The sequence below is a fragment of the Legionella stuttgartensis genome (assembly GCF_977063405.2).
This window is the reverse complement of sequence record NZ_CDRUHA020000111.1, coordinates 211,059-223,712: the sequence shown is the minus strand read 5'-3', so window position 1 is coordinate 223,712 and position 12,654 is coordinate 211,059. Positions and strand designations below refer to the sequence as shown.

The following is a 12,654-nucleotide window of genomic DNA, read 5'->3' as shown; positions in this document are numbered from 1 at the left end:
GTAAGCGCATTTATATCACAAAAGCAGGAAATTTTATCTCTCAAGCCTATCCATGTATACCTAATGGGTAAATTATTCCTTATTGGGCACTTATTTAAGGTCATCACAGATGGCTCTAATCTTTACTTAACTTTTTCTTGCTATAATGACTCATTCATTTTTTTAATCTGGAAAATCAACATGATTGAGTCAGTGAGAAAAGCTCTTTTGAACAACAACAAGGAAGTTTTTAAGCAAAAAATTCGATTATGTAGCAAGGAAAACCTCAACGAAGCTGACGAGCAAGGTAATACGCTACTTCATCTAGCGGTGAAGAAAGGTTCTTTATATTTTGTAAAGCACTTACTTGCTCTCGGTGCAGATATTACTCTGCAAAATAAGGAAGGTAACAGTGCATTACACCTTGCAGTGCAAGAGGGCTATTTTAATATAGTCAATGAAATGCTGGGAATTTCACCAGAAGCAAAAGACAGAAAAAATAAAGCAAAATGGACTGATAAAGATCGTAGCATAAAGTTAGACACACTTAAAAACTCTCAGAGCATGGCCCTAACCCTTCTTACTGTACCAAATAATAAAGGCCAAATACCGCTTATTATTGCGGCCAATTTAAAAGATGACCTGATTTATAAAAAACTTTTACTGCTTGAACCTGCACCTGGATATGCAAGAAAACATATTGATGAGGCTTTGAGCCTGCGGCAAAAACACATAGGAAGTTTGCAAAGTAAAAGTTTTTGGGCTGCATTGCTGGAAACGTTTTGTCCTTCTGCATCTATAGCAGAGTTATCCGAATCGTTTGCTTATACCGGGCTATTGGCTGGAGCCAGTGCGGCAGTTGCATTGGGTTTGAATATTGCATTTGCCATTATCTCCATTTTGGGTTTTAGCATGATCATGTATGCTAATTATAAAAAAAATCAATCTGAAAAAAATGCCATTCGCGAATTGGAAGAGCTACAAGCGGAACTGGCTTTTCTGCAGGGGATTAGAAAAAGAGTCGCGCAACTTGCATCGCAACAGTTGTTAACTTCTGAGGAAAAACGAGAACTGGCCTTGATGAAGATAGAATTAACCAAGATCATTCAAAAACCCAGACTAGTGCAAGGCCATGAAAAAAATGCGGCTGATTATGTAACGAGAAATGATAAAATACTTGTTGCCTTAAGTTCGGTGGGCAGCTTTTTATGTACGTATTCCGGTACCTTGGGTATTATGGGGCTGGGCTTGGCTGTTGGCGCTGAAATTCTCGGTACCAGCTTGGCTGCTCTTATTGTTTCTACAGGTCCCGTTGGTATTGGTATTGCCTTAGGTGTGGGATTAATACTGGCCGGGGCTCTTGCTCTTTATCATTATGAAACCAGAAAACAAGGCTATATGATTTTTGGAGAGCAACGAGCCTCTATTCATAAGTTGGAGTACAATGTTTATAAAGAACAACAAGATCTGATTCATGGCTCGGATAAGGTTCTTAACAACATTGAGGGTTTACTTGAGAGCCCCCAAAAACCTAAAAAATCAAAGGGTGACAAAAAAATAGATCAAAAAATGAACGCTCCAGAATCCCTACCTAATAGATATAGTCATGGGCACCATCCAGGAGAGGTTTGTTCTAAAGAAACCAATCAGCTCAGTAGTACTGGTTTTATGAGAAATCAGGGGTTCTCTGCGGTTAAAGCTTTAGATGAGAGTCCAGGATTTAGTAACAAAGTTTGAGCTGCATAATTTGTAGCGGATAGAATCCAAATGCTCTTTAGAGCTCGTCGGTTTTTATTAGCGCTCGCTTGTCCAACTTTAAGTCATTTATTTGAATCATCTCCTATAATTAATGGTGTAACGAGCAATTAATTATTGGGGTAATAAATGATTAGTCGCGATGAGAATGATTTGCCGATGACTGATTCCACTGGCGTTGCTGTGACCAGGCAGGTAAAGAAATTAGCTCAAGATCCTACTTATAAGAGTGTGGATTTTTTTGATAAATGTGCGATAGAGCCAAATTTCAAGGTGGATAAAGAGCAGATCACGATTCAAGCACCTAAGGCACCGCCGCCAACTGTCAAAGCGGATGATTTAAATATCCCTGAATTTTTATTAAAAGATTTAACTTCCGATGAAATAGTTAACATTGCTAATCAACTCATACGTTTTGCTTATGATCCGTTGAAAGTTACCCATCATCTCAAAGATTTGGATGAAGTATTGGGAAAACAAATGCAAGCAAGTCCAAATTTGCCTTCACAGCAAAATTCACTTCCTACTTATTTAATTGCGGGGAGAGGAAACTTCATTCCAGGTGCTCCTCCACCTAACTACCAACCTTTGAAAAAGGGAAGAATGCTGGATGCAATATTATTAGAACGTGAGGGTTTACGTGATGTAAATAAACATGGATTTATAGTTAAGTTTATTGGCTATGTCAGCAGCATGATAGCTGATCGCATCGTTTCAAGTGGCCAGCTTTTTAATGAAAATAAACAAGTTAATCGTGTTCTTTTACATGGTTCTTATACTCATCGACTCTTGCTTGAGGCGTTTGCCAAGGCGGTAGAAAAGGGTGATATTGATTTAAATATTAAGTCAGAAAAGAAACTTGATTTTGTTCACTTGTTACATATTTTAGTTTCGGTAAAATCAAAAAATGGTCTAAGTCTTTGGGAAATGGGATTAGATTCTGTAGAGGATTCTGAACGTTCTTCTAATGCCCCTTTGGATTCAAAGCAATTTAGTTTTAGTTGTCGCTCTCCTTTTGTTTTTAATTCTCTATTATTATGTTTTGGTAAAGAGCTTGGATTGCCAAATCTTCAAACGTATATGCTGGACAGTCATTACAAAGCTGCTTATGAAATGGTTTTACGTTCCAAAGAAAAAATGGCCAAGGCAGATAAATTGCCTGATTATTCTGAGATTGATATTTCGGATGAAAGAATTTATGAGCGTTGTATGGAGTATTTCTCCATAATGGCTGAAAGTTATGGAGAGGTCGGCGGTAATACTCCTTTTACAATTGATGAATTATCAATGCTCTCTGATGAGCGCTATATATCATCGATGTGGGGACCCAGTGTACGGATGAAAATATCCGCGCCACAGAATCCAGGAGTTTATACCGGTTGGATGGAGTTTTTCCAGCATAAAAGCGGTGTTAAAGAGCCTCTTGCAAATCAGACCAAAAAACACGAACGTTCTGAGTCGGATGAAGACGAAGAACGACGCGCGAAAAGAAAGCAATGAACATTAGATGGTATCGGATTGTATATTCAGGGGTTCAGTTCATTGTTCATTCAGCTGATTAATTATTGATAATAATTTTTTATCTTCTTTAGTCAACATAGCATCTGCATAATCGGGATTAATTTCATACCACCATTGCTTTTTAAAGTAGTTTTGTAAGTTCGGCGAATTGAATTGCCGCCCATATTGGGCATAAATGGTATTACGAAGAATCTGTAATTCTTTACTACTTAATTTTGATAAAGAATTCACGGGATTCTCTGCGTTTAATATGGGATAAATCATTGTATGACGCACATAGCTTTTGGGGGTGTATAAGCACAGTAGTAAATCGGCTTTGGGTTGGAAATGAGCCAAGTTCCATACATATTTCCTATCTTTGCCATTACCCATAATCTTTATACCGGCAGGCTTAGGTATAAGATATTCTGATTTAGGATCTATCTCAGAACATAATCGTGTGGGGGTGTTGGGAATGACCTCTAGTTGGGTATGGCCAATGGTATTATCACGCCATAGTACTCCGGTTTTGAGCACATAGGACACCCAGTGATAACCCATCACATCATAAGTTGCGCCCGTTTCATAATTATGGTGAATGTTAACGGTTGCCAAAGCTGGGAACATAGCGTCCCATACATATGCCTCATCATAATGTAACCCTTTATCCTCATTAGGAGCGATTTTTTCTTTATGGGAAAAAACAGGAGTATTATCAACTCGAACTTGGAAGTTATAAACCAGCGCTTTTCCTTCACTGGTTTTTTGACCCTTGGGGAGTGCTACCGCACTCATTCCATTATTTATTGGAAAAGGAAAGCCCATAGATACTTTGATTTTTTGGTTTAATGTATTTTTAAATTGGAAATCACAACTGTAAATCCAGGAACCATTCCACTCGGAATTATTTAATTGCTTTCCTGTTATTGTAATTACTTCTTTAACCATTTTTATATCAGGTTGAGAAACAGGGATAGGTAAGGATCCATTTCCGCCTAAAGCAGTATCGTTAGCAAATAGGCTTCTAGAAAAGAATAGAATAAAAAATAGGAATAAGCGTTCAGGGTTTTTGCTTGAGTACCAATGAAGTGAATCCATGTAATTTTCCTAAACAAGAATATACCACTACTTTATTTTTTTATATGGCTTATAGCAAGAGTAGTAGTGAGAAGGCTAATCTGAGTTTTATGATATGATGCGCCATTACCCTAATGCTGTATTTATTATTTTGCAGCCATGATTCCATTTATTTTCGCCTTATGGTCAATGGCCATGCTATAAATTATAGGAAGAATTTATCCGATTAAAATTTAGGGAGAATGATAATGCATACACGGATTGATTATACTAAGTTTGCTCCTAACGCGGTTAAGGCGATTTTAGGTCTTGAACAGTATGTTGTGAATAGTGGAATAGAACGATCTCTTCTGGAGCTGGTTAGACTACGTGCGTCACAAATTAACGGCTGTGCTTATTGTGTTGATATGCACAGTGCTGATGCCAAAAAAGCAGGGGAGTCTGAGCGCCGTCTCCATGCACTGGTTGTATGGAGAGAGTCTCCTTTTTTTACTACCCGTGAACGCGCTGCTTTAGCTTGGACTGAATCAGTTACTTTATTATCAGAGACCCACGTTCCTGATGAGCTTTACAATGAAGTATTGACTTGTTTCAGTGAAAAAGAGCTCATTGATCTGACTATGGCGATTATTACCATTAATAGCTGGAACCGCATCGCCGTAAGCTTCCGAAAATTACCAAGCTAAAATTGTCGCAGAAGATGGCAACTGTCTTGAGCAGTTGCTACTTGCTATGATTCGAAGCTATTCCAAAGAATTTATTTTTGAGGAACAAAGGAGTGAGAAATTTATAGGTTTTTATTTTTAAAACAATAAAATAAAAAAATCACCAGGAAATAAATGAACAGTGGTTTAATAAATACATTAAATATCAAAATCATTTGTAAAAACAAACTGTTTGAATGCCATAACATCTGACATAGTTTTAAGATATCTAGTGGTTGATAAGGCTTTATATACAACAGCAATGTTACGTACTGAATGATAAAGAAACCGAGTAGGGTACAAAGAATAGCAATGGGGTGCCTAATCGAATAGAAGATATTAAACCATGATTTTTTTTTCATTGCTTTACCTAAGCGATACCTCTGAGCAAAAGTTGCAAATGCTCATGAGCCAAAAACTCGAACGCAATTTCGTCCCTCTTCTTTTGCTTTATAAAGAGCCTTGTCCGCGTTTTCAATTGATTCTTCAATTGTAATGCCTGTTTTAAGATGCGATATACCAAATGAAGCAGTTAAATGTACAGTTTTATTGTGGTTAATATTAATTTTAAGTGAAGAAATTCCTATCCGAATACGTTCAGTAATCTCAAGGGCCAGTTCGTTATTAGTATTTTGATAGCAAAGTAAAAATTCATCGCCGCCAACCCGAAAAATTTTGTCGTATGGGCGCATATTCTGCATAATGAATCGACATACGGAAGCTAATACGCTATCACCCGCAGCATGTCCATATTTATCATTAATTTCTTTAAAGCGATCTAAATCGACCATTACTATGCTGCATAATTGGATTTGTCGATTAACTAATTCTTGTTGCTCTCGTAACATGGGTAACATATTATTTCGATTGATCGAGCCCGTTAATGGGTCACGGTTGTAAAGTAATTCACTTAATTCTCGTTGCATTGTCGAAATTTCAAGATGCAATTTTTCCATGTTATTTGAAAAAAGATCATAATCATGAGGTAGTACCGGATTGCCTTTACTTATGGCGATTAATAGAGTGGCTGCTGCTTTATGCATTTGCAGATGCACTTCTCCCAGTGCAATAAATCCTGGATGTTGATTTAACCTCTTGAAAGCAGTTTCATAATACCATTGTCCGAATCGACATTCTTTATGTGCACTGGAACCCATGTCATGCCGATCAGGGGGTAATCTACAAATAAGAGAACGTATAATTGAGTTATACCATTGGTGATGATTGTAGAGTGCTTGTTCAAATTGGAAAATAAAATCTTGTAATTCTTCCCGACTAAAAGACTCAAAGTGCATTTATCTATCCCTAATAGTTAGTTTATTTTCACTAAAATATTCGAGCTTCCATACTTAAATAAGCTCACCACCAACGAGTCAAAAAATCAATCTATTGAAATAATAAATTATAAATTTTATAACTTAAAATAATTATTATAAATAATTATAGTACCTATTAAAGGAATTCCATTTTGCTCAATAAGCTCTCTTGCGATTACAAATTTGTTAAATAAAAAAGCAAGGCGTGGCTTTTAGTGGTGCATCCAGAATATTATTTATAAGGCATGACACTCCAATAAACACCGTGATCAATACGGTATTCAAAATTTTAAATTAATAACAAAATAAGAAGATACTTAAAAAAGATTAAAACGTACCAAATGAATGGATTGATTCAATTATTTTCTAAAAAAGAACAGGGTAAGGCTCTAGTAGTGTTTGTCTTTTTAGCTGGACTATTAGGTATGGTTACCTTATTTTTTGAGCCTATCTACTGGTGTAATATTCAAGAGAAATTTGAGCGTATCTTATTTGCTATCTCAATTTATATTTTTTTATTAGCCTTTTTTGTAGGAAAGCCAGTTGAACCTTTAGGATCATTGTGTACTATTTTGTTTGGATTAGTCTTAATGTGTTTTTCTATTTTTTTTCAAGTCTTTTATTTCAGTAATATTTCAATGACGCATATGTTCTTTCCGTTTATCTGTCTTGGATGTATGTGGGGGTTGGGGCGTACTTTATCAGTGATTGTTAATGTTTCTGATTCGGTTGGGGTTGGCTCTTAGTAAGGTTGGCCTTGGTAGCCCCTCACCCTAACCCTCTCGCATGCGGGAGAGGGTTAGGGTGTTAGCATTTGCGTATAAGGGGGGGGGCTCTGTACACAAGTTGCTCATTATCATATAATAATGTTAATAAATTATTATCGATGTATTAATGTAATGCATACACTATCCCACTATCTGCATTCAGGAACTTCAACAACTGTAGGTATAGACAATATCCTAGATACTACTCTGGCGAATATCTATGTGAAAGATAAAAAAGGACGTTATTTAGACTGCAATCAGAATATGTTATGTCTTAACAAGATGCCCGATATGAAGGGGAAAATGGATTCTGACTTATTATGGAAAGACCAAGCTCCTATACTCATGAAAAATGACGCGGAGATAATGCAACAGAATAAAGCAAAAACGTTTATAGAGACAGTCCAGCTTAATGGTTCCTTTCAGCATTATCTTAGCCGTAAAGCACCATTGTATACGCGACAAGGTAAAATCATTGGGGTCGTGGGAATATCCTTTTTGATAGATGGTGATGTTTCATTATTTACGACGATACAAGAGACAATACCGGTTATTATGCCACGCACTGTGGATATCAACGTTCATGATCAAAATACAAATAATCAACTCACCACGAAACAAATTACATGCTTATCTTATTTGGTTAAAGGCATGACAATAAAACAAATTGGTCAACAATTAAATTTATCGCCAAGAACAGTTGAAGATCATCTTAATTCAGCTAAAAATAAGCTCAACTGTCATAGCCGCAGTGAGCTAATTACAACCGCATTACAATTGCCAATTATTAGAAATCAATTGTAAAACACCCATGATTATATTTTGAGATAGTAAGGTTATATCAAGTATTACTACTGAAATCGATGCCTCCAGTCAGCCCATACGCACTTTTCACTTGGGTTCCATAAAAGTATTGTATTACAGGGATATTCACACCTAAATAACAGGAAATGTTAGCACCTAAATTTATCCTTAAACCCGGTAATAAAAAAATACTATTTCCACCGCTGTTCGGATCGATTAATCCCTCGATATTGTCCTTTGCGGCATATTCCCCATTAATTTCTATAATTCCATCAATGTGTAATTTTTTCTGTTCACTTTTATAAAGCTCTATAACAGTCCCAAAATTATAATCCCACAAGGAGCCTAGGGTCGTCTGCTGTGTACCCTCCGTACTTTGCGTATATATTAAATTGGAACTTAGTGAGAGCTTTTTAAATTGTTTAGAAATAATAATCCCAGCAAATGGAGTCCAGGCACCGCTTCCCGGTTGATCAGCAGCAGAAAAGAGTACACCATAGTTATCTCTTACTGTGGTTTTACCTGTTGGAGTATTAATTCCTGAGAGTAAAGCCAGGGAAGCAGGATGCTTTTCCTCATCCAGCAATCGCCACAGAGAAAAGACATTGGTATCGCCTATGCCAGAAGAATTTCCTAATTGAATAATGCTTTTAATATTTGTTTCCTCATTAATAGCAACCGCAGAAATGGATGAATTGATAACATAGGGAAGGCTAGCTCCAATGGTTATATTCTCTTCTAGCCCATAAAAAGCCAAAATATAATTCGTCAAGTTATACTTCTGATTTTCAGCTAAAGGATGTTGCAAGAGTACAGTATTAGAAAGGGGGATACTGGGATAATATTCTACTCGGTAACTTATCCCTACTTGCCCTTTATCCATGGTATCGGCGGTGGCAGTAGTTATTGGTGAGCCGATTCCAGTAGAGTAACTGATTGATTTTTGAGGAAAAGTAGCTGCATAAAGAGTTAAGGAGCAGCAGTATAAACCTATTACTCGCTTTAAAATTTTATTCATTCCATGAGTATCGTTTAAAATTTTATTCTATCTTAGAATGTGGAGTATACCCAATAGCCGATGAAAGATAATCAGTACCTAGGATTACCTTAATAAGATAATGAATACCAATCATTGCTTCGTGTTTTCAACTGCCGCTTCAATAAAAAATTTCAAAAAATAGCAAAACATTCTTGTGCTGCTCGAGGGAAGACTGTAAATAGACCAAGAAATATCTTACATCGCAAAAAAAGTGACTATTAATTTACATTATTATATTATCATTTTTTTTTTACAGAGAGTCAAAAATGCCATCAAGTCAATTAGCGTTCTTATGTCAACAGATTGAAAATCAAGATACCGACCATTTTGGTAAATTTTATATGTATGTCAGTTTGCTAAATACCCTGACAGCAAGAAATAAATCGTTTGCTGAGGGATTGCCGCAATACTCGAGTTTGCTTCCTTGGAAAAATGATAAACCTATAAAAATTGGGGAAATATCCACTGACTTTACAAGACAATTAAATATTTACTCTCGAGAATTTATTAATTCCCAACCTAACTGGTCGAAAGCACTTTATAATATTGTTATGGCCTATATACGTAAAGGAAATGTTTCAGATCTAATTTATATTATTGATCAAATGCTTGATCATCTCAGTGCAATGCATGGAAAACAAAGTCATAATAATAGTATTTATGTCGATATTAACTTTGACAAAAAAAAAGAAGGCCTAGCTTCGTTCATTAAAGAAATTTCAGCTTTCAACCAGCAGGTATTATCTATTACTGATAATAGTTGTAATACCGTATTATCTTTATTAGGAGTAACTACAGGGTTAGTATTGCTATTTACTGCGATACCGATAATTATTAGTTTACCTCTTGTATTCGCTGGATTGTATGGCACCTATCATTTTGCAACTGAGGTAATTTCAAAAGCTGAATCGTTAGAAGCGCACCTAACTCAGATTACTGAAAAAATGAAAAAGTTACCGCAAGATACCAGTTTATTTGGAGATGCTAATCACAATACATTTTTCACCGCAGCGGTTAAGCCCATACCCTATGCAGCAGTTACCGCTGCAGAGCAATTAGTATTTGATGAATCGCAACAGAAGCAATTAAAAACCGGCCGAGATGGGTTGGATTCGGCCTTTTACTGGATGGGTTTATAAATCAATACTTAAGACATCGCCAGTTGATGCTTCTAATAATCTGTTTCTTCCTATTTGATTTGTAGAATACTACTAAGAGGGATAAATGTAGGCATTAAGTGAAGCATGTAGCCTGGGTGCAGGTCCAATGACAGGAGCCCGGGTGTCGCTTTGGCGCGACCTAGGACAAGTTACTAACCCCTTTACGTCTAATGACATGTGGGGTGGAAATATGTTTGGGTGTTTAGAGGAAATCATTTACAGTGATGTTTCTATGACAAGCAGAGTGTTAGATGAGCTTATTAAGATATTTTACATATATTTTATTGTCTGAATTCGGTATGATTGTTCTAACAAAAATAATAAATTTATGAGTCAATTATGAAAAAATTAGTTCTTATTTTGGCATTATGTTCATTGAATGCATTTGCTGTTAATGCTGTAAATCCAAATAATAATGATTGTGAAAGCATACAAGATCCTGCGGAGCGAAAGGATTGTTATAACATTGCAAAAAAAGATGAAGCGGAAGAAAATTTTAGGAACTTCCAAGAAAATCTCCCTGATTCTTATCAAGATGACTTCTAATAAAAAGAATTTTAGGTAATACATTGAATTGATCGATTTTGATTGAATGTATTACCTACTAAAGATGTTGTTTTTCCCACTGATTACCTTAAATAAAACGCGAAATTTCAATCCAAATACTGCAACTTAATTTTAAAAAATTTGAAATTTTTGATTAATTTTCTTGATTTTTTCATGAGTTAATAAATTTTTTTCTCAAAAAATCACTATCAAATGTCCAATTTATAAACTATATATACATATAGAGGTCATTTTTGTTGTTTAAGGAGAGAATAATGAAATTAATACTTACATCCTCAGCATTGCTCATGTCTTTAAGTCTAGTTGGTTGCAATACAATGAACCAAGCCAGTCAGTACAGTAACTCAACGGTAGGCGCCGGTGTAAAATATGGTGCTAATGTGGTGGGTACCGGGGTGGGGTTTATAGCTGATACTGGTGCTGCAGTAGGTCATGGAGTTGGTAAGGTAGTTGATACTGGAGTTGGAGTAGTAACTGGACATACAGTTTACAAAGCAAAACCACAATATGTTAATCATAATGGTCATCGTTATATGTTACAAAATGGTCGTTATGTTCTGGTACACTAACCTTTAAAAGGCTCTTCATTAAGAAGAGCCTATAAATCTTATTTTCAAATGATTTTTATACGGTTTACTTGGACATTGAAAATCATAGTCCGCGTGAATAGCTAATTGAACTATCAAATAAATTTAACAGCATGAAATAGAGGAGAGACCATTCCTCTTAGTGTTCACTTATAAAGTTTGTGAGCTGCTTGTTCGTGCAATTTCTTCTAACGTTTGTGAACTCCTAATTTCATGGGTTATGCAATCGAGAAGAGGGGCTTTGTCGCCAATAGCTATGGATTTATGGACTTTTGCCACGGTATGAGTCTCGGAGACCCTATAATTAGAATTTAACTCCTCTAACTCGTCTGAGTCTGCTACGCTGCTTGCATCAAAAAGAGTTAATAAACGTTCGTCCCGCCCTATTAAACCTAATTCTCGAGCTTTTTCATTCATTTTTTCGAAATCTTTCATAGTAACTCCGTTAGAGAATACTATTTCAAGAGACCAAACTCTTTTTTTGAAGCCAGGATTGGTCCAGTCTTGTACATGTAAAATCTCACTTGAAGGCATAAAATTTTTTAAAAAACGACCAGGGCCCCTTACTTGCACTATTTTTGCTACATCTTCTGAAACTTTGAATGCCCAATTGTCATCTTTTCCTGATCCAATGACCACAGTTACTTCATTATTAGCAGCTGCTGTGTTTTTTATAGAATGGTATTTTTCTCCACTTTTTGAGGCTTCGATTGTTTTTTGACTATAGCTATCAAACAGTTCTTCATTCAAATATAAATGCTTTTGTGGGCGGGTAAACACTTTAGGCATTCCTGTGACCCAAATGAAACCCCGACATGGAATGATTGATATGCCTGCTGCATAAGGTTGTACAGTATATTTACAGGGACTGGTAGAAAAGAAAAATTTACTGTCATTGTCTATAAGGTAGCGAACAAGATCGATACTTGGTGTTTTTCTTTTTTGCATTGAAGACATCCCAAGATAGTTGCTAGACATCGCTTCATAAACTTCTTTACTCCCTTCAGTTCCTCTATAAAGAAAGTCTTTATCTGAGGGTAAACTTTCATGTAACTGAGCTATTCCTTCATCTATTTCTTGTGGCGTTAACAAAGGGTATGCTGGATCCAACTTATCGGGAGTAAAAAGTCCACCACGTCGTAGAGACAATGAAGATAATACACTTTGATTAAAACCAGATCTAGCTACTGGGGTCTGTAGTAATCTTCGCATGTTAGGGTACTCCTATATTATTTGGTACCAAATAATTACTGAGAGTTCTATAAATAAGCTTTTATGGAAGTAATTATGGGCCAATTGATCCCCGGGTGAATAATTTAAGATCTATATGATTTAAAATATAGCATATATTTTTATAACGCAGGAAAGTAGCTTAAGTTGTTCACTTTGATTGAATTTG

General features: G+C 36.0%; 12 protein-coding genes. 8 read left to right on the top strand and 4 right to left on the bottom strand.

The window, feature by feature from the left end:
- Window positions 1-180: 180 nt before the first annotated feature.
- Together ACWTEW_RS38465 and ACWTEW_RS38460 are read left to right on the top strand one after the other, a co-directional pair.
- A complete protein-coding gene (locus ACWTEW_RS38465) occupies window positions 181-1,716 on the top strand; it encodes an ankyrin repeat domain-containing protein (RefSeq protein ID WP_454783253.1) in 1,536 nt (511 codons plus the stop codon).
- Between the two features lie 147 nt (window positions 1,717-1,863).
- Window positions 1,864-3,234, top strand: coding sequence for a hypothetical protein (locus ACWTEW_RS38460; protein ID WP_454783252.1), 1,371 nt, complete (start codon window positions 1,864-1,866; stop codon window positions 3,232-3,234).
- A gap of 39 nt (window positions 3,235-3,273) precedes the next feature.
- Here ACWTEW_RS38460 and ACWTEW_RS38455 read toward each other — a convergent pair whose 3' ends face one another.
- Window positions 3,274-4,332: a YARHG domain-containing protein gene (locus ACWTEW_RS38455; RefSeq protein WP_454783251.1), complete on the bottom strand. Its 1,059-nt coding sequence runs from the start codon at window positions 4,330-4,332 to the stop codon at window positions 3,274-3,276.
- 227 nt (window positions 4,333-4,559) lie between these two features.
- Here ACWTEW_RS38455 and ACWTEW_RS38450 point away from each other — a divergent pair, with 227 nt between their 5' ends.
- The gene (locus tag ACWTEW_RS38450; RefSeq protein ID WP_454783250.1) at window positions 4,560-4,997 is read left to right on the top strand and encodes a carboxymuconolactone decarboxylase family protein; all 438 of its coding nucleotides are present in this window, start codon (window positions 4,560-4,562) and stop codon (window positions 4,995-4,997) included.
- 422 nt (window positions 4,998-5,419) lie between these two features.
- Here the strand turns inward: ACWTEW_RS38450 and ACWTEW_RS38445 are convergent, their stop codons facing one another.
- Window positions 5,420-6,310 carry a diguanylate cyclase gene (locus ACWTEW_RS38445; protein WP_454783249.1) on the bottom strand — a complete coding sequence of 297 codons (891 nt, stop codon included), beginning with the start codon at window positions 6,308-6,310 and terminating at the stop codon, window positions 5,420-5,422.
- A 362-nt stretch (window positions 6,311-6,672) separates the two neighbouring features.
- Here ACWTEW_RS38445 and ACWTEW_RS38440 point away from each other — a divergent pair, with 362 nt between their 5' ends.
- Together ACWTEW_RS38440 and ACWTEW_RS38435 are read left to right on the top strand one after the other, a co-directional pair.
- Window positions 6,673-7,077 (top strand): hypothetical protein, encoded by a 405-nt coding sequence (locus ACWTEW_RS38440; protein WP_454783248.1) that lies wholly within the window; start codon window positions 6,673-6,675, stop codon window positions 7,075-7,077.
- 153 nt (window positions 7,078-7,230) lie between these two features.
- On the top strand, window positions 7,231-7,902 hold the full coding sequence (locus tag ACWTEW_RS38435; RefSeq protein ID WP_454783247.1) for a helix-turn-helix transcriptional regulator: 672 nt from the start codon (window positions 7,231-7,233) through the stop codon (window positions 7,900-7,902).
- 37 nt (window positions 7,903-7,939) lie between these two features.
- Here the strand turns inward: ACWTEW_RS38435 and ACWTEW_RS38430 are convergent, their stop codons facing one another.
- A complete protein-coding gene (locus ACWTEW_RS38430; protein WP_454783246.1) occupies window positions 7,940-8,920 on the bottom strand; it encodes a transporter in 981 nt (326 codons plus the stop codon).
- Between the two features lie 287 nt (window positions 8,921-9,207).
- On the opposite strand from ACWTEW_RS38430, the gene ACWTEW_RS38425 reads away from it, so the two are divergent.
- The 3 genes from ACWTEW_RS38425 to ACWTEW_RS38415 all read left to right on the top strand — a co-directional run bounded on the left by ACWTEW_RS38425 (window position 9,208) and on the right by ACWTEW_RS38415 (window position 11,237).
- The gene (locus ACWTEW_RS38425; RefSeq protein WP_454783245.1) at window positions 9,208-10,080 is read left to right on the top strand and encodes a hypothetical protein; all 873 of its coding nucleotides are present in this window, start codon (window positions 9,208-9,210) and stop codon (window positions 10,078-10,080) included.
- A gap of 360 nt (window positions 10,081-10,440) precedes the next feature.
- Window positions 10,441-10,647 carry a hypothetical protein gene (locus tag ACWTEW_RS38420; protein WP_454783244.1) on the top strand — a complete coding sequence of 69 codons (207 nt, stop codon included), beginning with the start codon at window positions 10,441-10,443 and terminating at the stop codon, window positions 10,645-10,647.
- Window positions 10,648-10,922: 275 nt separating this feature from the next.
- A complete protein-coding gene (locus ACWTEW_RS38415) occupies window positions 10,923-11,237 on the top strand; it encodes a hypothetical protein (protein ID WP_454783243.1) in 315 nt (104 codons plus the stop codon).
- Window positions 11,238-11,405: 168 nt separating this feature from the next.
- Here the strand turns inward: ACWTEW_RS38415 and ACWTEW_RS38410 are convergent, their stop codons facing one another.
- Window positions 11,406-12,467, bottom strand: a complete 1,062-nt coding sequence (locus tag ACWTEW_RS38410; RefSeq protein WP_454783242.1) for a hypothetical protein — start codon at window positions 12,465-12,467, stop codon at window positions 11,406-11,408.
- Between the last annotated feature and the right edge of the window lie 187 nt (window positions 12,468-12,654).